The organism is Aeribacillus sp. FSL K6-8210, assembly GCF_037963925.1.
Lineage (GTDB): Bacteria > Bacillota > Bacilli > Bacillales > Aeribacillaceae > Aeribacillus > Aeribacillus composti.
Genome location: NZ_CP150172.1, coordinates 2,969,891 through 2,995,992, shown reverse-complemented (window position 1 = coordinate 2,995,992; position 26,102 = coordinate 2,969,891). Strand labels below are relative to the sequence as shown.

24 protein-coding genes are annotated in these 26,102 nt (G+C 39.7%); 20 read left to right on the top strand and 4 right to left on the bottom strand.

Annotation, left to right across the window (positions count from 1 at the left end; genetic code table 11):
* Positions 1–4: 4 nt before the first annotated feature.
* The 8 genes from NSQ41_RS14510 (at position 5) to NSQ41_RS14475 (ending at position 7,644) form a co-directional block, all read left to right on the top strand.
* Positions 5–490 (top strand): RDD family protein, encoded by a 486-nt coding sequence (locus NSQ41_RS14510; protein WP_063387373.1) that lies wholly within the window; start codon positions 5–7, stop codon positions 488–490.
* 68 nt (positions 491–558) lie between these two features.
* A complete protein-coding gene (locus NSQ41_RS14505; protein ID WP_339210207.1) occupies positions 559–1,263 on the top strand; it encodes a DUF2953 domain-containing protein in 705 nt (234 codons plus the stop codon).
* A complete protein-coding gene (gene ytfJ, locus NSQ41_RS14500) occupies positions 1,260–1,727 on the top strand; it encodes a GerW family sporulation protein (RefSeq protein ID WP_066247839.1) in 468 nt (155 codons plus the stop codon). The genes NSQ41_RS14505 and ytfJ overlap by 4 nt, the downstream gene beginning before the upstream one ends.
* Before the next feature lie 101 nt (positions 1,728–1,828).
* Positions 1,829–2,329, top strand: a complete 501-nt coding sequence (gene tpx, locus NSQ41_RS14495) for a thiol peroxidase (protein WP_063387376.1) — start codon at positions 1,829–1,831, stop codon at positions 2,327–2,329.
* Positions 2,330–2,419: 90 nt separating this feature from the next.
* Positions 2,420–3,409: a class I SAM-dependent methyltransferase gene (locus tag NSQ41_RS14490; protein WP_339210206.1), complete on the top strand. Its 990-nt coding sequence runs from the start codon at positions 2,420–2,422 to the stop codon at positions 3,407–3,409.
* Positions 3,410–3,773: 364 nt separating this feature from the next.
* Positions 3,774–4,964 (top strand): acetate kinase, encoded by a 1,191-nt coding sequence (locus NSQ41_RS14485; protein ID WP_094246339.1) that lies wholly within the window; start codon positions 3,774–3,776, stop codon positions 4,962–4,964.
* 325 nt (positions 4,965–5,289) lie between these two features.
* Positions 5,290–6,747, top strand: coding sequence for an alkaline phosphatase family protein (locus tag NSQ41_RS14480; RefSeq protein ID WP_063387383.1), 1,458 nt, complete (start codon positions 5,290–5,292; stop codon positions 6,745–6,747).
* 75 nt (positions 6,748–6,822) lie between these two features.
* On the top strand, positions 6,823–7,644 hold the full coding sequence (locus tag NSQ41_RS14475; protein WP_339210203.1) for an EcsC family protein: 822 nt from the start codon (positions 6,823–6,825) through the stop codon (positions 7,642–7,644).
* 12 nt (positions 7,645–7,656) lie between these two features.
* Here NSQ41_RS14475 and NSQ41_RS14470 read toward each other — a convergent pair whose 3' ends face one another.
* Positions 7,657–7,959, bottom strand: a complete 303-nt coding sequence (locus NSQ41_RS14470) for a hypothetical protein (RefSeq protein ID WP_144597841.1) — start codon at positions 7,957–7,959, stop codon at positions 7,657–7,659.
* A 166-nt stretch (positions 7,960–8,125) separates the two neighbouring features.
* On the opposite strand from NSQ41_RS14470, the gene NSQ41_RS14465 reads away from it, so the two are divergent.
* From NSQ41_RS14465 to NSQ41_RS14445, 5 genes are all read left to right on the top strand, one after another.
* Positions 8,126–9,331, top strand: a complete 1,206-nt coding sequence (locus NSQ41_RS14465) for an argininosuccinate synthase (RefSeq protein WP_063387384.1) — start codon at positions 8,126–8,128, stop codon at positions 9,329–9,331.
* Complete coding sequence (gene argH / locus NSQ41_RS14460) at positions 9,328–10,698, top strand: argininosuccinate lyase (RefSeq protein ID WP_063387385.1); 1,371 nt, start codon at positions 9,328–9,330, stop codon at positions 10,696–10,698. The genes NSQ41_RS14465 and argH overlap by 4 nt, the downstream gene beginning before the upstream one ends.
* Positions 10,699–10,927: 229 nt before the next feature.
* Positions 10,928–11,689, top strand: coding sequence for an SDR family oxidoreductase (locus NSQ41_RS14455; protein ID WP_063387386.1), 762 nt, complete (start codon positions 10,928–10,930; stop codon positions 11,687–11,689).
* A 69-nt stretch (positions 11,690–11,758) separates the two neighbouring features.
* A complete protein-coding gene (locus NSQ41_RS14450; RefSeq protein WP_063387387.1) occupies positions 11,759–12,439 on the top strand; it encodes a metal-dependent hydrolase in 681 nt (226 codons plus the stop codon).
* A 142-nt stretch (positions 12,440–12,581) separates the two neighbouring features.
* Entirely contained in the window at positions 12,582–13,901 is a 1,320-nt protein-coding gene (locus NSQ41_RS14445; protein WP_066247825.1) for a CBS domain-containing protein, read from the top strand.
* Between the two features lie 47 nt (positions 13,902–13,948).
* Here the strand turns inward: NSQ41_RS14445 and NSQ41_RS14440 are convergent, their stop codons facing one another.
* Positions 13,949–14,248, bottom strand: coding sequence for a YtpI family protein (locus tag NSQ41_RS14440; protein ID WP_339210202.1), 300 nt, complete (start codon positions 14,246–14,248; stop codon positions 13,949–13,951).
* An 88-nt stretch (positions 14,249–14,336) separates the two neighbouring features.
* On the opposite strand from NSQ41_RS14440, the gene NSQ41_RS14435 reads away from it, so the two are divergent.
* Complete coding sequence (locus NSQ41_RS14435; RefSeq protein WP_130156151.1) at positions 14,337–15,275, top strand: bifunctional oligoribonuclease/PAP phosphatase NrnA; 939 nt, start codon at positions 14,337–14,339, stop codon at positions 15,273–15,275.
* Between the two features lie 46 nt (positions 15,276–15,321).
* On the opposite strand, the gene ytrI is transcribed toward NSQ41_RS14435, so the two are convergent.
* Positions 15,322–15,825: a sporulation membrane protein YtrI gene (gene ytrI / locus NSQ41_RS14430; protein ID WP_066247820.1), complete on the bottom strand. Its 504-nt coding sequence runs from the start codon at positions 15,823–15,825 to the stop codon at positions 15,322–15,324.
* Positions 15,822–16,160, bottom strand: a complete 339-nt coding sequence (locus NSQ41_RS14425) for a YtrH family sporulation protein (RefSeq protein ID WP_063387392.1) — start codon at positions 16,158–16,160, stop codon at positions 15,822–15,824. The genes ytrI and NSQ41_RS14425 overlap by 4 nt, the downstream gene beginning before the upstream one ends.
* 213 nt (positions 16,161–16,373) lie before the next feature.
* Between NSQ41_RS14425 and dnaE the strand changes: the two genes are divergently transcribed.
* From dnaE to pyk, 6 genes are all read left to right on the top strand, one after another.
* Positions 16,374–19,712 (top strand): DNA polymerase III subunit alpha, encoded by a 3,339-nt coding sequence (gene dnaE, locus NSQ41_RS14420; protein WP_327847830.1) that lies wholly within the window; start codon positions 16,374–16,376, stop codon positions 19,710–19,712.
* Between the two features lie 107 nt (positions 19,713–19,819).
* Positions 19,820–21,052 (top strand): malic enzyme-like NAD(P)-binding protein, encoded by a 1,233-nt coding sequence (locus tag NSQ41_RS14415; protein ID WP_066247817.1) that lies wholly within the window; start codon positions 19,820–19,822, stop codon positions 21,050–21,052.
* A 192-nt stretch (positions 21,053–21,244) separates the two neighbouring features.
* Positions 21,245–22,108: an acetyl-CoA carboxylase, carboxyltransferase subunit beta gene (accD, locus tag NSQ41_RS14410; protein WP_066247816.1), complete on the top strand. Its 864-nt coding sequence runs from the start codon at positions 21,245–21,247 to the stop codon at positions 22,106–22,108.
* Positions 22,102–23,076 (top strand): acetyl-CoA carboxylase carboxyl transferase subunit alpha, encoded by a 975-nt coding sequence (accA, locus tag NSQ41_RS14405; RefSeq protein WP_063387396.1) that lies wholly within the window; start codon positions 22,102–22,104, stop codon positions 23,074–23,076. The genes accD and accA overlap by 7 nt, the downstream gene beginning before the upstream one ends.
* 179 nt (positions 23,077–23,255) lie before the next feature.
* A complete protein-coding gene (gene pfkA / locus NSQ41_RS14400) occupies positions 23,256–24,215 on the top strand; it encodes a 6-phosphofructokinase (protein ID WP_063387397.1) in 960 nt (319 codons plus the stop codon).
* A gap of 49 nt (positions 24,216–24,264) precedes the next feature.
* Positions 24,265–26,025 (top strand): pyruvate kinase, encoded by a 1,761-nt coding sequence (gene pyk, locus NSQ41_RS14395; protein WP_327847829.1) that lies wholly within the window; start codon positions 24,265–24,267, stop codon positions 26,023–26,025.
* Positions 26,026–26,102 lie beyond the last annotated feature (77 nt).

The window sequence follows — 26,102 nt, the reverse complement described above, 5'->3', positions numbered from 1 at the left end:
CAACATGGATGGAACATTTGAAGAAATAAATCAAATTGAACAAAAGCGTGAGGTTCAAACAGACATCTCTTATCACTTTGCGGGATTTTGGATGCGGTTTTGGGCATACTTGCTTGACCTCATTGTTGTTTCAAGCGTCATCCGAATTGTTGCCAATCCGCTTTTTTTACTGATCGGATTGGAAAAAAGCGATTTTATTTTTTCACCTTATCGAATTTTAAGCGCCTTGTTTTTCTTTTCCTACTTTATTCTTATGACGAAGTTTTTAGGACAAACGCTCGGGAAAATGGTTTTTGGCCTGCGTGTTATATCTTTAAAAAATGATAAGCTTACATGGACCGATGTTTTCTTCAGGGAATGGATCGGACGGTACATTTCCAAGGTTACGTGGATTGGATATTTGATCGTTGCTTTTACAAAAAAGAAACAAGGACTGCACGATTTATTCAGCGATACAACAGTTATTCATGATGAAAGGTTTTCAAGATGACCTGCCGAAAAGGCAGGTTTATTTTTTTATAGAGAGGTGATAATGGTTCACTGAAAGGATGTGAAATTATGCCATTTTGGCTTGCAATAGTCTTTTTCCTATTTTTGATATTTGTGCTTCTTGTTGCAATGACAAAATTAACGATTGTACTTTCATATAAACACGATAAATATGACGATCGGTTAAGAGTGACATTTCTATTGTTTTTTGGCCTTATTCGCTACACAATCAAAATCCCTTTTATAAAACTGGATCAAGAAGGTCCAAATATTGTTTATAAACAAGAAAAAGAAACGAAACATTCAACTCAAAAATCGTCCGAAACAGTGACTCCTGAAGAGCTGTTTGAGAAGCTGCAAAATTTTAAAGAAATATTGGAAAATGTTATCCATTTTTCCTTTATTATTCGGAAATTTTTGAAGAAGGTTCGGATTGTAAAATGGGAGTGGCGTACTGAAATCGGAACGGGAGAAGCTGCCTCAACAGGAATGTCGGCGGGTACACTATGGGGGATGAAAAGCTCTATTATTTATTTCGCTTCCCGATACTTTACATTAATAGGTTATCCAGTTGTTTCAATCTTTCCTAATTTCAACCGAATGGTTTTGAAAACGACATTTGTATGTATGATGCAATTCCGACTTGGGAATGCTATCATAGCAGGATTGCGTCTCGTAAAATGGTCGAGATCAAAAACAGCATTATGGCGAAACTTACCGTTTGCCAAGAAAAACAAGAAGAATGAACATAGTTTAGAGGAGGCAAAAGTATGAGCGATCATCCGATTCAAGGGTTAATGAAAACGGCAATGGAAAACTTGCAGCAAATGATCGATGTCAATACCATAATTGGCGATCCAGTTGAAACTCCTGATGGGAGTGTTATACTGACCGTTTCAAAAGTGGGATTCGGATTTGCGGCAGGTGGCAGTGAATTTTACGGACCGACAGGTGAAAAACATTCAAGCAGTCCTTATGGAAGCAGCACTACAGGTGAAAAAGGAAAACTTCCTTTCGGCGGAGGAAGCGGAGGCGGTGTATCGATTACGCCAATCGCATTTCTTATTGTTGGAACAAATGGAATCAAAATTCTTCATTTAGATGAAAATACCCATCTTTATGAAAAAATTTTAGATGCAACCCCTCAAACGGTAGAAAAAATTCAAGAACTGTTTCGAAAGAAAAAACATATACAAGACGATAACAATGAAAAAGAAAAAATTGATTTTGACATTTAAAGCTGCTTTGGCAGCTTTTTGAAATTTTCAAACACTTTTTCTTTGAAAAGTCTTCAAAAACAAGCTATAGTTAAACTATACATAGATTTGGAGGGGATAAAATGGCAAACGTAACATTTAAAGGAAATCCGGTAACTCTTTTAGGAAATGAAGTGAAGGTTGGAGATAAAGCGCCTGATTTCAAAGTGCTTGCGAATGATTTGTCGGAAGTTACTTTAGCTGATACAAAAGGGCAGGTCCGAATCATTTCTGTTGTTCCTTCGATCGATACTGGCGTATGTGATGCACAAACACGCCGCTTTAATGAAGAAGCTTCCAAGCTGGATAATGTTAAAATTTTAACAATCAGCATGGATCTTCCTTTTGCGCAAAAACGTTGGTGCGGTGCGAACGGAATTGAAAATGTACAATTGTTATCTGACCATCGCGACGCTTCTTTCGGACAGGCGTACGGAGTATTAATCAAAGAATTGCGTCTGCTTGCTCGCGCTGTTTTTGTTGTTGATTCAAACGATAATGTAACATATGTAGAATATGTCAGCGAGGCGACAAATCATCCAAACTATGAAGCGGCGATTGAAGCTGCAAAAGCAGCAAATTAAGGACCTGATGCAAGGTCCTTTTTTTCTTGCTTATAAAACAATGAAACGCTAAAATGAAAGGATGTGACGAGCTTAAAGGAGGAAGCCTTTATGCAAGGATTTTCAAATGTTGAAAAACTGTTTTCACTCATTAATGAGACGGCAGAAATCATTAAAAACGAGATGAATTGTACATACATTGAAGCGGTAGCGAACACAGGAGAAAACCTGTTTCACGGAACTGCAGTTCAAGATTCCATTAGCGAAATTACAAGTAAAAAACTGAACAATATATACCGGACGTTTCATTTGGATCACTACTCAAATGAAGAAATTCGGAGAGCTTTTCAGCTCGCTGTTTTAAAAGGATTAAAGGAAGATAATCAGCAAATCCACCAAATGACTCCTGACAGTGTTTGCATATTGCTCGGCTATCTTGTGCAAAAATTTTTTCAAGATGAAAAAAATTTAATGATTTTAGACCCTGCTGTAGGTTCGGGTAATTTACTCTCGGCTGTCTTAAACCAACTGGAAGCAAAGCAAGTTGAAAGCATTGGAATCGATATAAATGATTTGTTAGTTAAAATCGCTTATGTGAATGCAAATTTGCAGAAGCATTCTATTGACTTTTATAATCAGGACAGCTTAAAAAACCTTTTTATCGACCCTGTGGATGCGGTGGTGTGCGACTTGCCAGCCGGCTATTATCCCGATCATGACGTCGCAAAGTATTTTGAATTGAAGGCTGATGAAGGCCATTCTTACGCCCATCATCTTTTTATTGAGCAGAGCATCCGCTATACAAAAGAAGGCGGTTATTTGTTTTTCCTTATACCAAACCATCTTTTTGAGACGCCTGAAGCTCCAAAATTGAATCGATATCTAAAAGAAAATACAGTGATCCAAGGCCTGTTGCAGCTCCCGCGCTCCATGTTTAAATCGGAAAATAGTCGAAAAAGCATCTTTATTTTGCAAAAAAAGGGAGAAGGAATTGTACCGCCCAAACGGGTTATGCTTGTTGATCTACCGAAATTTTCGAATAAAAAAGCTCTTGCTTCGATTATGGATCAAATTGATGAGTGGGTCCGGACAAATAAATGAAAAGATGAAGACACTAAAAGGTGACAGCATGTCGCCTTTTTTTTTAGAATTCGGTTTATTTCTTCTATTTTTCATAAAAACTAAACTAGAGAAAAGAAATCTTCGGTTTTAGCGAATAGTGGCTTCCCGTTTCATTTAGGAAGTAGATGGAAGCGCTTTTTATTTTTAGAAATTTTTGTATACAGATAGACATTTATTTTTCACTTGAAATGTTGCTTTATCAATGTTTAAATGTATAGAGCGATCATCTCTCTTTTTAAAATTAGACAAGTCTGGTGTTTCACATATTTTGCTAATTTCTATGTCACATGCAGGAATTTTTAAAAAAGTTTCATCAACAAAAAGAAGGAGAGAATGAAAATACATGCCTAAGATTTTAGCTGTAAATGCTGGAAGCTCTTCATTAAAGTTTAAATTGTTTGAAATGCCGAATGAAGAAGTTTTAACAAAAGGGGTAGTTGAAAGGATTGGTTTGGACCAATCATTTTTTAAGATATATGTTAACGGAGAAGAAAAGAAAGAAAGTTGTCAAATTACCGATTTTTCAATAGCGGTACAGCTTGTGCTAAATAAATTAACTGAATATGGAATTATCCGGACGTTAAATGATATTGACGGAATCGGTCATAGGGTTGTACATGGAGGAGAGATCTTCAGTGACTCAGCGCTTATTACGGAAGAAACTTTAAAGAAAATTGAAGAACTCTCTCATTTGGCGCCTTTGCATAATCCAGTCAATGTGCTTGGCATTCGCGCCTTCCAAAAGGTGCTTCCGGACGTTCCAGCGGTAGCGGTGTTCGATACTGCCTTTCACCAATCGATGCCGGAACAATCTTACTTATACAGTTTGCCATATGATTATTATGAAAAATACGGAATTCGCAAATACGGCTTCCATGGAACGTCTCATAAATATGTAACGGAACGGGCAGCTCAATTGCTTGAAAGACCTTTAAAGCATTTGCGGCTTATTTCCTGCCATCTAGGAAATGGTGCCAGCATTGCAGCAGTTGAAGGCGGAAAATCAATCGATACATCGATGGGATTTACGCCTCTTGAAGGTGTTGCGATGGGAACTCGTTCCGGAAGTATTGATCCAGCGCTTATCCCATATATCATGGAAAAAACAGGTAAAACCGCTGATGAAGTTATTAATGTATTAAATAAAAAGAGTGGACTTTTAGGAATATCCGGTTTCTCAAGCGATTTGCGCGATATCGAAGATGCTGCAGCGAAGGGGAATGCTCGCGCCGAATTGGCATTGGCGGTTTTTGCTGACCGCATTCATAAATATATCGGATCTTATGCGGCGCGGATGTGCGGTGTGGATGCGATTATCTTTACCGCCGGCATTGGTGAAAACAGTGACGTTGTCCGCGAACGAGTGCTGCGGGGATTGGAATTTATGGGCGTTTATTGGGATCCTGCCTTAAACAAAGTACGTGGAAAAGAAGCGTTTATTAACTATCCACACTCACCAGTAAAAGTTCTAGTTATACCGACAAATGAAGAAGTGATGATTGCAAGAGATGTAATGAGAATAGCGAATTTATAAGGTTTTGCCGAGGGATAACAGCAAAACCTGAACTCGTAACCAACGCAACCTTTTTTCATATTCCGAAATGGATATGAAAGGAGGTTGTTTTTTTTACCAATAAAAAGTGGAAATAATCTATTTATATGATGAACGATGCAGGGGAACTAAAATGATTCATTCCCTCCAACATTTTTTATTTCAAAAATAAAGTAGTGATGATTGAAGGGTGATGAGAATGATAATAGCGTTTAATATTGCTCCGGTTAAAAAACCGGAGTTTTTTGCATGATTTTCACCTTCTAGACAAATTCTAATAGCAAATAAACGATGAGGATGGAACAAAATGGCTAAAAAAAATGTGATATTGTTGATTATCGATACTCTCATGCTCCCTTTTTTGAAAAAAGCAGTAGACAATAAAATGGCGCCGGCTTTCGCCTTTTTCATGAAGCATGGTACTGCTTCAGAAATTATCAGTCCTTTTCCGACGATGTCCGTCAATGTGGAAAGCAGTCTGCTTACCGGGCATTACTCAGATGTGCATCACGTTCCAGGATTAGTCTGGTTTCATGATGAAGAAAAGCGTCTTATTAATTATGGAACAAATGCATCTGAGCTTTTACAGCTGGGGCTCGCAACTTCATTAAAGGATCCGCTGTACAATATAAATCATGAGCATTTAAACAAAAAGGCCGCAACCATTTTTGAAGAACTGAGCAAAAAGGGGAAAAATTCCGCGTCTATTAATGGACTTCTCTATCGAGGAAGTCAGGAAAAAGTAATGCAGCTTCCGTTTTTATTATCTTTGCTGCCTACTTTTCATAGAAGCCTTACTGTTAAGGGACCGGATTTGTTAACTTACGGCTCCTTCATTAAACAAAACCCATTTGCAAAGTATGGACACTTCTGGCAAAGATTTGGCTTTAATAATCGATTTTCTGCTCAGGAGCTTATTTATCTTATTAAAAATCATTCTTTGCCTCCTTTTACAATGGTCTATTTTCCTGATATGGATCAAATTATACATAAAAAAGGAGTTGAGGATCTGTCAGGAATCGTAAAAACAGATCGTGAATTGCAAAAAGTGTTAGACAGCTTTCATTCATGGGAGGAAGCGCTGGAGAACAATGTTTGGATCATTATGGGCGATAACGGCCAAGCGGTTGTCCGCCCGAGAAATCAAAATCCTCTGATCCATTTAGAAAAGCTACTCAGCCCATATCGTATTACCAAGCTGTCAAAAGGTGTACGGAAGGATGATGATATCGTACTTGCGGTCAATCAACGCATGGCGTTCGTATATTTATTACAGCCGAACCATTCGCTTGAAGAAATTGCAAACATTTTGAAAACAGATGCACGCATCGATGTCATCGCTTGGCGGGAAGAAGAGGAAAAAATAAAAGTTGTTTCAGGGCGGCGGGAAGGAATGCTGATGTTTAAAAAAGGAGGTCAATGGGAAGATCCGTATGGAAGTATGTGGACTTTAAACGGAGACATTGAAGTGTTGGATATTTTCACGGAAGGAAGCCGAATTAAGTACGGGGAATATCCGGATGCGCTGGCAAGATTACATGCAGCCGCTTTGTCACATAAAGGACAATTTCTTATGATTAGCGCTTATCCTGGCTTTGAATTCAAGTACGGGTCATCTCCAGTGCATGTGGGCGGTGCGAGTCATGGCGGTTTACACCAGCATGACTCTTTAGCAGCAATCATCGTTTCAGGGACAGAGCGATTGCCGAAGTATAATCGGATGATAGATGTAAAGGATTGGATTTTATCAATGCTCGACTCTTAAGAGTTATATCAATTCCGTGATATAATATCATTGTATATTTGCGAGCATTTGTTTAAAAAGAAAGGCGGTGCATTTTTGGGGGCCATTTTGGAAGAAAGCTGGGTAAATCAAATGAAATGCTGGGAGGAAGAGTTGGAAAAATGTGCATGTAAATGCACGCTTCCATTTGACAAATGGCTGGAAACAAGATTGAATGACCTTCCTGAGCATATTCAAAAAGAAATGTTTGAGAAGGTCGATTACGTTTTGTTTCATATGCATTCGATTTTGCAAAGCTCGATCTTCTATTCAGAAACACGGAAGCGGATCCTCTCATTTGCACGTGTTATTTCCGATCAAGTTCAAACGATCACTGATTTAAAAAAGCTCCCTTTAGAAGAATGCTATCAATTGGCTGAGAAGGAAATGGCGAAGCAGCGGCTGTATTCCTTTATTCAAGGAGGAATCGCATCTTCCAGTGGTGTTTTTTCGCTAAGTGCAGATATTGTGCTGCAAATAATTTTTCATATGCGGGCTGTGCAAACATTATCTCTTGCGTATGGTTATGAAGTTTCGTCACCTTATGAAATGATGCTGTCTCTAAAGGTTTTTCACAGCTCTTTAATGCCGAAACATTTAAAATTTGAAGCGTGGAATCAACTAAAAGAGGAATTACAAAATGGAGATGATGCTTATTTTTATGAGCAGAACGAACCATTTGTCAACCATCAAACTGTAAACCAAATCTTAAAATGCATTGCCGTGCAAACATTCAAATATAAAACAATTCGGGGAAAACCGATTTTAAGCTTAATGATCGGAGGCGGCATTCGCTATCGTTCAATGAAAGTGGCCATTGAGTTTGCACATAAATTTTATCAATATAGACATCATTATGAAGGGATGAGCTTGAGATGAAAATATAATTTCTCAAGCTTTTGTTATATGCGGATCAATCCGGTACCAAAGCCATAAATCATTGATGATGGAAGCAATCTCACTGATTTCTTCATTTAGTCTGCACGAAAGATCAAAATCCTCTTCGTCATTCAACTGCTCTTGCTTTTTATTTATTATCGCTTCTAAATGTTTAATGCGGTCAGGGATTTGTCCACGTATACATTCCCAATCCGATAAAATTTGCTGTTGAACCTCATTTGGATATTCCTCCCAATGCTTGCTGAATGCAGGAAGAGGAATCCCCAATCTTTCGTTATATTCAAACATTTCCATTCCTCCATTTTTTATTATGCAAATTATATCATAAACAAATAATGCTTTTTTAAAAAAACTATTGAAAAAAGTCAGCAAAACTGTTACATTTTTAATTAATGATTGCATTTTTATGAATAAAAAAGTATTTTTATTCATTTTGTATACATCGGAGAGGAGAATGAACATGTCAAAACCAAAAGTAGTATTGGCCTATTCTGGAGGTTTAGATACATCTGTCGCCATCAAGTGGCTGCAAGAAAAAGGATACGACGTCGTTGCCTGCTGTCTGGACGTTGGGGAAGGGAAGGATTTAGAGTTTATTAAAGAAAAAGCACTAAAAGTCGGTGCTGTACAATCTTATATTATAGATGCGAAAAAAGAGTTTGCGGAAGAATATGCGTTGATCGCCCTTCAGGCACACACCCTTTATGAAGGTAAATATCCTCTTGTTTCCGCTCTTTCAAGACCGCTCATTGCCAAAAAATTAGTGGAAATAGCGGAAAAGACCGGCGCTGTCGCAGTTGCTCACGGTTGTACCGGAAAAGGAAACGACCAAGTGCGCTTTGAAGTTTCCATAAAAGCGTTAAATCCTGAGCTGGAGGTTTTGGCACCTGTTCGGGAATGGAAATGGTCGCGTGAAGAGGAAATTGAATATGCGAAACAGCATGACATTCCAATTCCGATTGATCTGGACAGCCCATATTCCATCGATCAAAACTTATGGGGAAGAAGCAATGAATGCGGAGTTTTAGAAGATCCATGGGCTGCACCGCCTGAGGATGCCTATGAACTGACTTCTTCCATTGAAAATGCACCGGATGAAGCGGACATCATTGAAATTGAATTTGAACAAGGCGTACCGGTAGCAGTGAACGGTCAAAGAATGCAGTTAGATGAACTAATTTTGAAGCTGAATGCGCTCGCTGGAAAACATGGCGTCGGCAGAATCGATCATGTGGAAAACAGACTTGTCGGCATTAAATCGCGCGAAGTGTACGAATGCCCTGCGGCTATGACATTGATCAAAGCGCATAAAGAATTGGAAGATTTAACACAGGTTAAAGAAGTAGCGCATTTTAAACCGCTGATCGAACAAAAGCTTGCCGAGCTTATTTACAACGGTCTTTGGTTCTCTCCGCTGAAAAGCGCATTGGAAGCATTTTTGAAAGAAACTCAAAAATATGTAACAGGGACAGTGCGCGTAAAATTGTATAAAGGGCACGCAATTGTAGAAGGAAGAAAATCTCCGTACTCGCTTTATGATGAAAAGCTGGCCACCTACACGCAAGAAGATTCATTTGATCATGAAGCAGCAGTCGGCTTTATTAAACTGTTCGGCCTTCCAACAGCGGTGAACAGCATCGTGAAAAACAAGAAGGTGACAATATGAAAAAACTTTGGGGCGGCCGTTTTCAAAAGACGCCCGAAGCATGGGTCGACGAATTCAATGCGTCGATCACGTTTGACAAACAGCTCGTAGAGGAAGACATTCAAGGGAGCCTCGCCCATGTTAAAATGCTTGCCAAGTGCGGCATTTTAACAAAAGAGGAAGGAGAAGCGATTGAAAAAGGGCTGCACCGTCTTTTGGAAAAAGCAAAAAATGGGGAGCTTGAATACTCCGTTCAATATGAAGATATTCATTTAAACATTGAAAAAATGTTAATAGATGAAATCGGACCGATCGGCGGAAAGCTGCATACATCAAGAAGCCGCAACGACCAAGTGGCGACCGATATGCATCTATACTTAAAAAAACATGTTGAAGCCATTGTGGAACTGATCAGAGAATTGCAAAAAGCGCTTGTAAACAAAGCTGAACAGCATATTGAGACGATTTTGCCGGGATATACACATTTGCAGCGGGCGCAGCCGGTTTCATTTGCCCATCATTTATTGGCTTATTTTTGGATGCTTGAGCGTGACAAATCTAGATTTACAGAATCTTTGAAACGGATTAATATCAGTCCGCTTGGCGCTGCCGCATTAGCTGGGACAACCTTTCCGATTGACCGGAAATATACGGCTGAGCTTTTAGGCTTCGATGAAGTTTATTTAAACAGCCTGGATGCGGTGAGCGACAGGGATTTTATTGTTGAATTTATGAGCAACAGCTCGCTGTTGATGATTCATCTCTCAAGATTTTGCGAAGAATTAATTTTATGGTGCTCGCAGGAATTCCAGTTCGTTGAAATGGATGACGCTTATTCGACCGGCAGCAGCATCATGCCACAAAAGAAAAATCCGGATATGGCGGAATTAATTCGAGGGAAGAGCGGTCGCGTCGTCGGCAATCTCGTCGGTTTGCTGACGGTTTTAAAAGGTCTCCCTCTTGCCTATAACAAAGACTTGCAGGAAGATAAAGAGGGCATGTTCGATACTGTAAAAACAGTAGAGGGCTGTTTGCAAATTATGACGGGAATGATCGAAACGCTGAAAGTAAATAAAGAGCAGATGGAAAAATCGGTGAAGCAGGATTTTTCAAACGCTACTGAACTCGCTGACTATTTGGCGAAAAAAGGTCTTCCTTTCCGCGAAGCTCATGAAGTAGTCGGGAAACTTGTATATAAATGCATTCAAAAAGGAATCTATTTACTTGACTTGCCATTAGAAGAGTATAAGGAAGCATCCTCTCTGTTTGAAAATGATGTATATGAAGTTCTGAACCCATACGAAGCGGTCAACAAACGAAACAGCTTAGGTGGAACCGGATTTAAGGAAGTAAAGGAGCAAATCAATAAAGCAAAGGCGATTATATAAATCCAACTCCATTTGTTTTAATTGAATAAAGACCTTCAATGAAAAATCAGTCTTCTGCGCATAAGCTGAAACAGGCGGGTACTCATTGTGCCCGCTTTTTTGTATGGAAAGGCCGCCTTGTACTTGCATTCCAACCTCTTGCTGATAAAAATCGTGGAAGCTATTCCGTTTTTGCATTTTAAAAAATTATTGTAAAATGATTGTAGTAAATAAAGGGAGGAATTGATGGGTGCGCCATGCAATTGTTACGGCAGGCTCAAGAGGTCTTGGACGAAAGGTGACCGAATTATTTTTGGAAAAGGGGTACAGCGTGACGGTCAGTTATCACAATAATCAAACAGGAGTTGAACAACTGCAGGAAAAATATGCTTCTATGCGCGACCGTTTGCTGTTTATACGATGTGATGTGACGAAAAAGGAAGATTTAATTCGGCTGATTGATCAAACTTATCAGTGCTTTGGCCGTATTGACTGTTTAGTTAATAATGCGGGTCCGTATATATTTGAGAGGAAAAAGCTTGCTGATTATTCTGATCAGGAATGGTATGAAATGATTGAAGGAAATTTAAGCTCGGTGTTTCATTTAGTGAAACGAACAATCCCGATTATGAGGAAACAAAAGTATGGCCGAATCATTACCTACGGCTTCCAAGGTGCCGGGGATGCTTCAGGTTGGCTTCACCGCTCGGCGTTCAGCGCGGCTAAGACCGGACTAGTCTCTTTGACAAAAACGATTGCTATTGAAGAGGCGGAAAACGGCATCACAGCGAATATGGTTTGTCCAGGAAACATTACGGCGGAAATGAAAGAGGCGACCATTGAAGAAGCTAGAAAGCATATTGACGTGAACACGCCGATTGGAAGATCAGGTACAGGGGAAGATATCGCAAGAATTATAACCTTTTTGTGCGATGAACAGTCAGATTTTATTACAGGCGCCATAATTGAAGCGACGGGAGCCGCTAATGTCATTCATCGATTTCATCAATAACGATAAAACGTTTTCAAAAGCATAAGTTTCCAGTAAAATGAAAGTAGATTCAAAAAGGAGGGTTTTTTTATGAAGGTTTCCTTTCACGGTCATTCCATCGTTCAAATTGAAACAAATGGGAAAAACATTATCATTGATCCGTTCATTAATGGGAACGGGCAAACTGATTTGAAGGTTGAAGATGTGAAAGCAGATGTCATTTTGTTGACACACGGCCATAATGATCATGTAGGGGATACGGTTGAGATTGCAAAAAGAAATGATTCGTTAGTCGTGGCGATTGCAGAGCTGGCTACATACTTGAGCTGGAAAGGGATTAAAACCCATGGAATGAGCATCGGGGGAGCATACGAGTTTGAGTTTGGAAAAGTAAAGCTGACTCAGGCTTTCCATGGCTCCAGCTATACGGAAGATAACCAAAACATTGTGTATACTGGCATGCCAGCAGGAATTTTGTTGACAGCTGAGGACAAAACGATTTATCATGCAGGCGATACAGCATTGTTTTCTGATATGAAATTAATTGGAGAACGCAATGAAATTGATTTAGCCTTTTTGCCGATTGGCGATAATTATACAATGGGGCCGGAGGATGCTCTTACAGCAGCAGAATGGATTCGAGCTAAAAAAGTCGTGCCGATTCATTACAACACGTTCCCAGTGATCCAGCAAAACCCTGAAGATTTTGTTTCCAAGCTTCCAGACGGTGTCGGTCTCCTATTGAAACCAGGAGAAACAATCGAACTGTGAGATTTTTGATGGACGGCTTTTAGCCGTTCATTTTACGTATTATGAGTTCCAAGCATTTGTTTGCTAAACAGTAAATTTTAGGAAAAAATAAGTAAATGTTTGAAGAATTCGCCAATCATGTAACTTAAAAGGAGGGAAGAAATTGGCGACAAAGCATGAACAAATTTTGAACTATATTGAGTCCCTGCCCGTCGGAGATAAAATTTCTGTCAGACAAATTGCCAAAGTTATGAATGTCAGTGAAGGAACTGCCTATCGTGCGATTAAAGATGCGGAAAATAAAGGCTTTGTCAGCACAATCGAAAGGGTCGGCACCATTCGAATTGAAAAAAAGAAAAAAGACAATATTGAAAAGCTCACATTTGCGGAGGTTGTCAATATTGTCGACGGACAAGTGTTAGGCGGCAGGGCCGGTCTTCATAAAACTTTAAATAAATTCGTTATCGGCGCCATGAAATTGGAAGCGATGATGAGATATACAGGTGCTGGAAACTTGCTCATTGTCGGCAACAGGACAAAAGCTCAGCAGTCGGCTTTGGAAGCGGGTGCCGCCGTTTTAATAACCGGGGGATTTGACACAGATGATTATGTAAAAAAACTGGCGGATGAGCTCGAGCTCCCGATAATATCCACTAGCTACGATACTTTTACAGTGGCTACGATGATAAATAGAGCGATATATGACCAGCTGATCAAAAAGGAAATCGTGTTAGTGGAGGACATTTTGACCCCATTAGAAAAAACTGTCACGTTAACCCCGAATGATCCGATTGAACGCTGGTTTGAATACAACCGGCAAACTGGACACGGACGATTCCCGGTCATTGATCAAGGTTTGAAGGTTGTTGGAATTGTCACGGCAAAGGATATTATGACGTCAGATCGAAAAACATCCATTGAAAAAGTGATGACAAAAAGCCCGATAACCGTTACAGGAAAAACATCTGTCGCTTCAGCTGCGCAAATAATGGTTTGGGAAGGAATTGAAGTATTGCCTGTTGTGGACGGAAACGGCCGCCTATCAGGTATGATTTCCAGACAGGACGTTTTAAAGGCTCTCCATTCAATTGAACGGCAGCCGCACACAGGTGAAAAAATTGATGACATCATCACGAGGCAGATGATCAATCTTTCTGATGAAGCAAAAGAATCAAACATTTTTAAATGTGAAGTAACACCGCAAATGACAAACCAGTTCGGTACCATTTCATACGGTGCCTTCACAACTCTAGTTACAGAAGCGGCCAATTATCATTTGAGACAAAAAAAGAAAGGCGAGCTTGTCGTTGAGAATATGACGATTTATTTTTTGAAACCTGTTCAAATGGAAAGCATGATTGAAATTCATCCGAAAATATTAGACGTGGGTCGAAAATTCGGGAAAATTGATGTGGAAGTATTCCACGAAAACACTTTAGTCGGCAAAGCTATGTTAATGGTGCAAATCATGGATCGTAATTAAAAAAAGACTGTCTGAAAAATAAGGACAGTCTCTCCTATATAATTTTCTTAGCGGGTATTTTCGCTTTCTTTGATTGCCAAAGGCAAATAATATTTGTAAGCTTTATATCCTGCCCAAATGCTCAGACAACCTGTTATAATAAAAACAACACCGACGATGAGCGCAACAGTGGATCGGTTTAAAAACATTTGGTTTAATCCGAAAAAGAAGACAAACAATCCTAGAGAAATGCTAGATTTAGATGAAATCCAGCTTTTTTCCATCGGACGTTTCGTGCGAAAATATTTGATTTTGTAAAAAACATAAAAAGATAAAGAAATGACCGTTAGGATAGCTAAAACAGGCATGATGTCAACCTCCATCTAAGTATCGATTATCATTTTACCATTAGTAAATGATGAAATAAAACATTTATGATGATAAAGGAGAGCTGAAATGAAACAACAGATTTTAAATGAAATAAAAGCATTCGATACGATTATTATACATAGACATGTCCGGCCGGATCCTGATGCATACGGTTCTCAGTGCGGGCTTGCGGAATTGTTAAAAGAATCGTTTCCTGAAAAAAACATATATGTAGTCGGCAACGATGAGCCTTCTTTAACGTTTTTGTACAAAATGGATGAAATTCAAGATGACGTCTATCAAGAAGCGCTCGTCATCGTATGTGACACAGCAAACCAAGAACGAATTTGCGATCAAAGATATGATAAAGGGAAAAAATTGATCAAAATCGATCATCATCCAAATGAAGATCCTTATGGAGATATAGTCTGGGTAGACACATCTGCCAGCTCTGTCAGCGAAATGATTTATGAATTTTATCTATTTGGCAAAGATCAAGGCTTAACATTATCGAAAAAAGCAGCCAGTCTCATTTATGCCGGAATTGTTGGGGATACAGGAAGATTTTTGTTTTCAAATACGACGAAAAAAACGTTCCAATATGCAAGCGAGATTATAGACTATGGGTTTTCATTTACGCAAATATACGACGAAATGTATAAAACGAAACTTAATGTGGCGAAGCTGAACGGTTACGTCCTGCAAAATTTCGTTTTGACTGATTCAGGGGCCGCTTATATAAAGCTTCCTAAAGAACTATTGGACGAATACCGCGTCACTCCTTCCGAAGCTTCACAGCTCGTCGGTGCTTTAGGAAATATTGAAGGGATCAAGGCGTGGGTGCTGTTTGTCGAGGAAAACAACGAAATTCGGGTCAGATTCCGCTCGAAGGGAATCGTGATCAATGAGCTTGCAAAACGCTTTAAAGGCGGAGGCCATCCGCTTGCGGCCGGAGCTACGATCGACAGCTGGGAAACTGCGGATCAAATCATTCAAGAGCTGGTCGCTTTATGTAAAACATCTTAAGGAGGGCGCTTTTTCCCTCCTCATAATAGGAGAAAAGTTGGCATTATTATTTGCTCAATTTCAATTCTACTTCAACAATAATGGTCGGTGTAATGACAAGCTCCACGACAGTAGCGTTGTATTCTTTGTCATCTATTTTATATTTTCTATTTTCAATCGTTTTGGCAATTAAATGCCTTGTTTTCACAACACTGTCAATATCTTTTGCAATTAAATCAGCTAAATCGTTTTTGATCGTATTTTCAATCGAATATTTCATTAATTCATCCAGCTTATATTTTTCCGCATTTTTAATTTCGATTTTGACATCCTGTACAGTCAATAATTCTAAGTTTCTCTTATTTAGCTCTTTGTAATCCCTCTGCCAAATTTGAATGTCGTTTTTTAATTGTTCGATCGTTTCTTGCTGTGTTGAAATGATTTTTACTTGTTTTTCTTGGTAATAGCCAAAGGAATATAGAAAAAACCCCCAGCTAATAAGAGCTCCTACGGCAACTCCGGCAAAAAAACGCTGCCATGAAGGCTTTTTATAATAAGGCGGGATTCTCATTGCGAAACATGCTCCTGTGTGAACCAAGAGATTAAGAGCCAGCCTGTTTGAGAACCGCCCATGGCGGAAATGATTAACAAAATCTGTTTCACAATGTCCTTTGTCGCTCCTTCAAAAATCCCTCGTTCAAAGCTGTAAAACGCATCAAACGTCCCTCCAATAGCTGCAACAAGAGCCCAAATTTTCAATTTGTTTGCCATTCTGAAAATGGAGGTGAGAGGAGCATCGCCTGTAATATATGCGCCAATACCGCCGATTAACGAGCCGCCGAAAATGACTCCTAACGCAATAAAATACACTTTAATAAAGGTTGCAATAAAAGTATCTGTTTCCATTGAGCTTCCACCATCCTTTCTTCCGTTCATTGGGGAAATATGATTATAATAAACTTGCTAAATAGCCGGTTTCAGCAAGCAGTGAAAAGGCTTGGTTTATTCTCTTTCTTTATATGTATATGGATGGGAAGATGAAAGTATGAAGTTTGTCTTTCATTGAAAACAATGACTATAATTGTTTTAAGAAATCATTGAAAAAAGGTGGGGTCTTCATTGCCTTTTGTTCACCTACAAGTGAAGAGCGCCTATAGTTTGCTGGCTAGTGCTGCTGGATTGGACAAGCTTGTCCGCTATGCGAAAAAAACTGGTCAAACAGCTCTAGCCTTGACAGACCATCATGTCATGTATGGAGCGATCTCTTTTTATAAAATTTGTAAAGAACACGGGATTAAACCGATTTTCGGTTTAACTGCTACCGTTATCATAAAAAACGAACCGTATCCTTTTGTTTTGCTTGCTAAAAATAACAGCGGATACCGCAATTTGCTTAAATTAAGCAGTTTGCTGCAAACAAAGTTTCCGAAAGGACTTCCGCTTTCTTTTTTTAAACAATACAGCAGGGATCTTTTTGTGATCACACCTGGCAGACAAGGCTTGATTGAGCAGTTGCTTATAAACGGACAGATTGCAGAGGCAGGAAAAGCGGTGGAGTTTTTTCAAAGCATGCTCGATCCCAATTCTTTTTACATATCCGTACAAAATCACGGCTTGCCGGAAGAGCAGCAATTAAATGAAAAAATTGCGGAGCTGAGAGAAACGATCAAAGTTCCGATTGTCGCAACGAACGATGTTTTATATGTTGAAAAGGATGATGCATTTGCACACCGCTGTTTGCTGGCGATTAAAGACGGAACGACTGTAGAAGAACAAGACGCAGCGTTTGCTTCCGAATATTATTTAAAATCCCCGGCGGAAATGATAAACAATTTCGCGAACTTTCCTGATTCCATTGAGAATACTGTTCGGATCGCCTCCGAATGCCATGTTGAAATAGAATTAGGCAAAACAAAATTGCCCAAATACCCCTTTTCTGGAGGATTGAGCAGCGATGATTTTCTTGAACAACTGTGCTTTGAAGGATTAAGAAAAAAAGTAACATCCCCTTCGGACGAGTATGTCAAAAGGCTTTCGTATGAGCTGTCTGTTATAAAAAAAATGAATTTTAGCGATTATTTTTTAATCGTTTGGGATTTTATGAAATACGCGCATGAAAAAGGTATTGTAACCGGTCCAGGCCGCGGTTCAGCAGCCGGCTCTTTAGTGGCATATGTACTAGATATTACGAATGTAGATCCAATTCGCTATAATCTATTGTTTGAGCGTTTTTTAAATCCTGAACGTGTTTCTATGCCAGATATCGATATTGATTTTCCGGATACAAGACGGGATGAAATGATTGAATATGTTGCGCGAAAATACGGAAAAGGGCATGTGGCTCAAATCATCACTTTCGGTACTTTTGCGGCCAAAGCTGCTATTCGAGATGTGGCAAAAGCGCTTGGAGCTTCGAATAAAGAGGTGGATGTGCTCGCAAAGCACATACCTTCAAAGCTTGGAATTACTTTAAGAGAAGCATTTGAACAATCGGCAGCATTTCGAAACATCCTTCATTCAATGGAAAAAGGAAAGGAAATTTTTGAAACGGCTTTAAAGCTGGAAGGCTTACCGCGCCATGTATCGACGCATGCTGCGGGAGTGGTGCTAAGCGATTATCCGCTGACTGAAGTCATTCCGATTCAAAATGGTCATCACAATATATATTTAACACAATATTCAATGGATTTTTTAGAAGAAATCGGGCTGTTGAAAATCGATTTTTTAGGTCTGCGAAATTTAACGTTAATAGAAGATATCAAACGTTTAATTGAACGTTACGAGGGAACAAAGCTCTCTGTTCACTTTACAAATTATGATGATGAAAAAACGTTTTCCCTTTTATCGGAAGGAAATACGACAGGTGTGTTCCAATTTGAGTCAGAAGGAATGAGGAAAGTTTTACAAAAGCTAAAACCTACTAATTTGGAAGATTTGGTTGCGGTTAATGCTTTGTATCGTCCAGGACCGATGGAAAACATTCCTGTCTATATCGAACGGAAGCACGGCCGGATGCCGGTAGAATATTTGCATAAAGATTTGCAGCCTATTTTAGAAAAAACATACGGAGTCATTGTGTATCAAGAGCAAATAATGGAAATCGCAGCGAAAATGGCCGGTTTTTCGTTAGGGGAAGCAGACCTGTTGAGACGGGCCGTCGGCAAAAAAATTAAAACGATTTTGGATGAAAACAGAAATCGCTTTATTATAGGTTGTTTAAAAAAAGGATACGACGAAAAAACCGCGAATAAAGTATACGATCTCATTGTTAAATTTGCCAACTACGGTTTTAACCGCAGCCACGCTGTTGCCTACAGCATGATTGCCTATCAGCTTGCTTATTTAAAAGCCCACTATCCTTTATATTTTATGGCTGCGTTAATGTCGAGCATCGGAGGAAATCAAGAAAAATTAGCGCAATATGTTCGAGAAGCTTCAGAAATGGGAATTACAATCCTGCCACCGTCCATTCATAAAAGCGGTTTTTCTTTTTTAGTGGAAAACGGATCTATCCGATTCGGACTTGCCTCGATTAAAAATGTTGGCATTGCCGCCATGAAAGAAATTGCAAAAGAAAGAAAAAAGAAGCCTTTTGAAGATTTGTTTGATTTTTGTATCAGGATGTCTTCAAAGGCAGTCAATCGCCGAACAATAGAAGCGCTCATTTTTTCTGGTGCGATGGATGATTTTGGGCAAGATCGGGCAACGTTGCTTGCTAGTATTGATGTTGCGCTCGAGCATGCAGAATTGTTCAAAATGGATGAAAAAGAGCAAATCGTTTTTCCGCTTGACGATCTTGCTGCGATTAAACCAAAGTATGTGGAAGTGGAACCGTTCACCATTGAAGAAAAATTAAAATTCGAAAAGGAAACATTAGGATTTTATTTATCAAGCCATCCGATTCAGCCTTACGATTCGGTTTTGAAGCAGCTGGGGGCAGTTCGATTAATGGATTTATCGCAATGGATTGAAAAAAAAGTTCATGTGGGCGCGTATGTGACGAACGTAAAGGCAATTCGCACAAAAAGCGGCCAGGCGATGGCTTTTCTCAATATAAGCGATCAAAGCGGGGATGTAGAAGCGGTCTTGTTTCCTAATGAATACGCAAAGTTCAGCGGAAAAATAAAGAAAGGGAATGTATATTTGTTGACCGGAAAACCGGAAATTAGAAATGAACATGTTCAATATATAATTCAAGACGTAAAAGACATCTCGGAATTTAAACGGCAGCGTGCTTTATTTTTAAAAATTGCAGATGAAGCATCAGAGAAACAAAAGCTTCTCGAAATAAAAAAAGTATTGCAGGATTATCCAGGCAGCATACCTGTATTTATTTACCATGAACGAAAAAAGAAAGCGGTCAAACTTCCCGAAACATTTGGTGTACAACCGTCTGAACAATGTTTGAATCGATTGCGGGCATTGCTCGGAGAAAGGAATGTCGCCTTGAGAGAATAAACATGTCTTTTTCTTTACAACGGATTGCATGTATAATATTTTAGAAATATCTAAAAAGTGGTCTTTCCATTTTGACGATTATCCATGTTGTTAAGGAGTGATAAAGGTTGTCATTAAGAGAAGAAGCATTACATATTCATAGTGTTCAGAAGGGAAAACTTGAAACAAAATCAAAAATTCCGGTACGAAATGCAAAAGATTTAAGTTTAGCATACTCTCCTGGAGTGGCTGAGCCGTGCAAGGCAATTTATGATGATAAAAGCAAAGTGTATGAGTATACGATGAAAGGGAATATGGTGGCGGTTGTCTCTGATGGAACAGCCGTTTTAGGGCTTGGAAACATCGGACCGGAGGCAGCTCTCCCTGTCATGGAAGGAAAAGCTGTTTTATTTAAAAGCTTTGCAGGTGTCGATGCGTTCCCGATTTGTATAGATACGACAGATGTGGAAAAAATTATTGAGACAGTAAAGCTTCTTGAGCCGACTTTTGGCGGCATAAACTTGGAAGATATTGCCGCACCAAATTGCTTCGAAATTGAAGAGCGTTTAAAAAAGGAAACGAACATTCCGATTTTCCATGACGATCAACACGGAACCGCCATTGTAACTGTCGCTGGTTTATTAAATGCGTTGAAGCTGGTCGGCAAAGAGATGTCAAATATTAAAGTTGTCGCAAACGGAGCAGGAGCGGCTGGAATAGCTATTATAAAATTATTATATCGCTATGGTGTTCGTGACATTATTTTGTGCGATTCAAAAGGAGCCATTTTCGATGGACGCCCTTACGGAATGAACAGCATAAAAGCTGAAGTGGCTAAATATACAAATCATGATCGCTTAGAGGGCTCTTTGGCCGATGTAATCGAAGGAGCGGATGTTTTTATCGGTGTGTCAGTCGCAGGAGCACTAACAAAAGAAATGGTAAAATTAATGGCGGATAATCCGATCATTTTCGCTATGGCCAATCCAGATCCGGAAATTATGCCTGACGATGCGAAAGAAGCTGGAGCAAAAGTCATTGGAACAGGACGTTCAGATTTCCCTAACCAGGTGAATAACGTTTTAGCATTTCCAGGGATTTTCCGTGGAGCATTGGATGTAAGAGCAACACATATAAATGAACAGATGAAAATGGCTGCTGCTGAAGCGATTGCTTCTCTTATTAAGGAAGATGAGCTTCGTCCTGATTATGTTATTCCGGCGCCGTTTGATCCAAGGGTTGCACCATGTGTTGCTGCAGCTGTTGCGAAAACGGCAATGGAAACAGGTGTTGCACGCATAAAAGTAGATCCGGAAGAAGTTGCGGAAAAAACAAGAAAGCTTGCTATTATTGGAAAATAAAAGCGGCTACAAATGGCGAAAGAATGAGAAACCTCTCTTCTCTGCTGTTGGGAGAAAGAAAAATATGATATATTTATAATATTTGAATACCTCTCAAAAGATATAGGAAGAAGATCCGGAAGATTTAAGATTGATTGAAGGTGTCATCCCTTGCAATGAAGACATTATTCAGCCAAAAAGGGAGGTTCTATTTTGATAAAAAACATTTTTTCAAAAAAGAAAAAATATGCATCGATCCCTTCCGGACATGCAAAATATGATGTTCCTGAAGGTATTATGACAAAATGTCCAAAATGTAAAAAGATTATGTACTCAAAAGAAATTGAAAAAAATTTAAAAGTGTGCAACAACTGCGGCTACCATTTTCAAATGGGAGCGAGAGAAAGAATTGCCAGCCTTTTAGATCATGGCAGCTTTTTAGAATATGACAGCGATATGCGTTCTGAAAACCCTCTTAATTTTGAAGGGTATTTAGAAAAGCTAGAAAAAGACAAAGAGAAAACGAAGCTAAATGAAGCTGTCGTGACAGGCGAAGGAACAATCGGCGGATTTCCAGTAGTGATTGCCGTTATGGATGCGAGTTTTCGCATGGGGAGCATGGGTTCGGTAGTTGGAGAAAAAATTACAAGGGCAATTGAAAAAGCGAAGAAAAAAAACATCCCCTTTATTATTTTCACAGCTTCAGGCGGTGCTCGTATGCAAGAAGGCGTCCTCAGTTTAATGCAGATGGCGAAAACTAGCGCTGCTTTAAAATTATTCAGCGATGAAGGCGGACTCATTATTTCGGTTATGACCCATCCGACTACAGGGGGAGTATCGGCTAGCTTCGCTTCTTTAGGTGACTACAATTTTGCCGAGCCTGGTGCATTAATCGGTTTTGCAGGGCGCAGAATCATAGAACAAACGATCAGAGAAGAGCTTCCGGAAGATTTCCAAACTGCTGAATTTCTGCTGAAGCATGGGCAGCTTGATTCTGTATTGCACCGCCACCAACTGCGGGATACGTTAATCAACCTCTTGGATATACACCAAGCAAAGGGGGATGTAGATTGGTAGGAGAACTGGAATTTGAAAAGCCGATTATAGAATTAAAGAAAAAAATTCATGAATTAAAGGAATTTACAAAAACAGCGGATGTAGATTTGTCGGCTGAAATTGAAAAGCTGGAAACAAGACTAAAAAATTTAGAAAAGGAAATATATGATCACCTCTCCCCGTGGAATCGCGTCCAAATCGCACGCCATCCGAATCGCCCTACAACGCTTGATTATATTGAGCTGTTGTTTGAAAATTTTTTCGAATGCCACGGAGACAGATATTTTGGAGATGACGAAGCGATTGTAGGAGGCGTTGCAAAATTTCATGGGATCCCTGTAACGGTAATCGGGCAGCAAAGAGGAAAAGATACGAAAGACAATATCCGAAGAAATTTTGGTATGCCGCATCCTGAAGGTTACCGTAAAGCATTGCGCCTTATGAAACAGGCGAACAAGTTTAACCGCCCTATTATTACATTTATCGATACAAAAGGAGCTTACCCAGGAAAAGCTGCAGAAGAGCGGGGACAAAGTGAAGCAATTGCCAGAAATTTGTTTGAAATGGCCGGTTTTTCTGTTCCAATTATATGTATTGTCATTGGAGAAGGGGGAAGCGGCGGCGCATTAGCATTAGGAGTAGGAAATCATATATATATGTTGGAAAATTCTACTTATTCAGTTATTTCTCCCGAAGGGGCTGCCGCCCTATTATGGAAGGATGCCGGCTTAGCTAAAAAAGCGGCAGAAACAATGAAGATCACTGCCCAAGATTTAAAAGAGCTTGGTGTCATTGATGATATCATTCCGGAAGTAAAAGGCGGGGCACATAGGGATGTCCAATTGCAAGCTAAACACATTGAACAGGCTTTAAAACGATCATTAAAAGAATTGACCAATATGAGCGGAGAAGAGCTGATCAGGCATCGGTACGAAAAATTTAAAAGTATTGGGGCCGTTATTGACGAACAAGTGACAAATACGCAGTAACGTGCGCTCCTTGATGGAGCCGCACGTTATTTTTTTATTTTTATCTTTCGCATCGCTTCTTTTTGTGTATAATAATAAAGAATTTAACTATTCTAAGCTTACTATGCTCAACGATTATCAGATAATATGATCATTATTTTATGTAAGCTTTGTTTGAGCAGTCCAAGAGAGGTGAAATTATGAAAAAAATCGGCGTTTTAACGAGCGGCGGCGATTCTCCTGGTATGAACGCTGCAATTCGTGCCGTTGTCCGCAAAGGAATTTTTCATGGATTAGAAGTTTATGGAATTTATAATGGTTACTCAGGTCTTATTTCGGGAAAAATTCAAAAGCTTGAACTTGGTTCAGTAGGTGACATCATTCATCGCGGTGGAACGATGCTCTATACGGCACGGTGCGAAGAATTTAAAACAATCGAAGGACAAAAAAAAGGAATTGAACAATTGAAGAAATTCGGGATTGAAGGTCTTGTCGTTATTGGCGGAAACGGCTCCTACATGGGCGCAAAAAAGTTGACTGAACATGGATATCCATGCGTTGGGGTGCCGGGCACCATCGACAATGACATACCTGGAACTGACTATACGATCGGTTTTGATACAGCACTTAATACGGTGATACAAGCAATTGATAAAATTCGTGATACAGCTACCTCCCATGAGCGTACATACGTAATAGAAGTAATGGGTCGGGATGCCGGTGACATCGCTTTATGGTCCGGGCTTGCCGGAGGTGCGGAAACCATTTTAATTCCGGAAGCAGATTTCAAAATAGAGGAAATCATCGATCGATTAAAACGAGGCCATGAAAGAGGGAAAAAACATAGTATTATTATTGTCGCTGAAGGTGTGGGAAGCGGCGTCGAAATAGGCCAAAAGATCAAAGAGATGACAAACTTTGAAACGCGTGTTTCTGTATTAGGCCACATTCAACGCGGCGGATCGCCTACCGCATTTGATAGAGTATTGGCAAGCAGACTAGGCGCTTATGCGGTGGAACTGCTTCTTAATGGTAAAGGCGGACGATGTGTAGGCATCCAAAATAATCAGCTTGTGGATCATGACATTTTAGAAATTTTGGATCAGCCTCATACGGTTGATAAGTCAATGTACAAGCTTTCAAAAGAACTTTCTATATAAAGTATGAACATGGGATCGTTTTCATAATGTTTAGGAGGTATGCCAATTTATGCGAAAAACGAAAATTGTTTGTACAATAGGTCCTGCAAGCGAGAGCATCGAAATGTTGGAAAAACTAATAAAAGCCGGCATGAATGTGGCTCGGCTCAATTTTTCGCATGGAAATCATGAGGAGCATAAAGCGAGAATTCAAAACATTCGGGAGGCAGCGAAGCGTTTGGGCAAAAGTGTTGCAATATTATTGGACACAAAAGGCCCTGAGATTCGAACGCATACAATGGAAAACGGGGAGATACAATTAGAAGCAGGATCCCGCCTTCTTATTTCAATGGAAGAGGTTGTCGGCACGAAAGAAAAAATTTCGGTTACATATAAAGGATTAATAAATGATGTTTCCGTTGGTTCTAAAATATTGCTTGATGACGGATTAATTGGATTAGAAGTTACAAAGATTGATAAAGAAAAACAGGAAATTGAAACGAAGGTATTAAACAGCGGAATTTTGAAAAATAAAAAAGGAGTCAATGTTCCTGGAGTTAGTGTCAATCTTCCTGGAATTACGGAGAAAGATGCAAAAGATATTTTGTTTGGCATTGAGCAGGGAGTCGATTTTATCGCTGCATCATTTGTTCGCCGCGCTTCCGACGTATTGGAAATTCGTCAACTGCTGGAGGAACACCAAGCTGACGATATTCAAATTATCCCGAAAATAGAAAATCAAGAAGGCGTTGACAATATTGATCAAATTTTGGAAGTTTCCGACGGGCTAATGGTTGCTCGAGGAGATTTAGGAGTGGAAATTCCCGCTGAAGATGTTCCGCTTGTCCAAAAGGAACTGATTCGCAAATGCAATCAATTAGGAAAACCTGTTATCACTGCTACTCAAATGCTTGATTCGATGCAGCGAAACCCAAGACCTACCCGTGCGGAAGCCAGCGATGTAGCAAACGCTATTTTTGATGGAACCGATGCAATTATGCTTTCAGGCGAGACAGCTGCCGGTTTATATCCGGTAGAAGCAGTGGAGACGATGCATAAAATTGCTTCCCGCGTTGAACAAGCTTTAGATTATCGCCAAGCCTTAACGAAACATACGAAAGTTGCTGATTCAACGATCACAAATGCAATTGGACAATCAGTAGCTTATACGGCGATAAATTTGGACGTTTCGGCCATTATCACGCCAACAGTCAGCGGCTATACGGCCAAAATGATTTCGAAATATCGGCCAAAAGCGCCGATTATTGCAGTAACATCCAGCAGTAAAGTATGCCGTAAGCTTGCCCTTGTATGGGGTGTGCATCCAACAATAGGACAAATTGCTACAACAACAGATGAAATGCTTGACATAGCTGTGCGTGAATCTATAAACACTGGAATTATTACACATGGAGATCGAGTGATTATTACAGCCGGAGTACCTGTTGGAGAAACAGGTTCCACAAATCTGATGAAAGTCCATGTTGTTGGCGATGTTTTAGGAAAAGGTCAAGGGATTGGACGAGCATCGGCATTTGGAAAGGTTATCGTTGCAAAGAATAGTAAAGAAGCTGTTGAGAAAATGGTGAAAGGTTCAATTCTCGTTACGAATGGGACCGACATAGACATGATGGAAGCGATTGAAAAAGCAGCTGCACTTGTTACGGAAGAAGGCGGCTTAACGTGCCATGCGGCCGTAGTCGGTTTGAGCCTTGGCATTCCAGTCATTGTCGGGGTAGAAAATGCAACAGAAATTTTGAAGGATGGTATGGAAGTCACTGTGGATGCAATCCAAGGGATGATTTATAAAGGACATGCGAGCGTTCTATAATTTTGATTGAAAGGAGAAGGATTTCAGTTCCTTCTCTTTTTTTGTATAGTAAAGATTAAGAAACGAGCATTTTACAT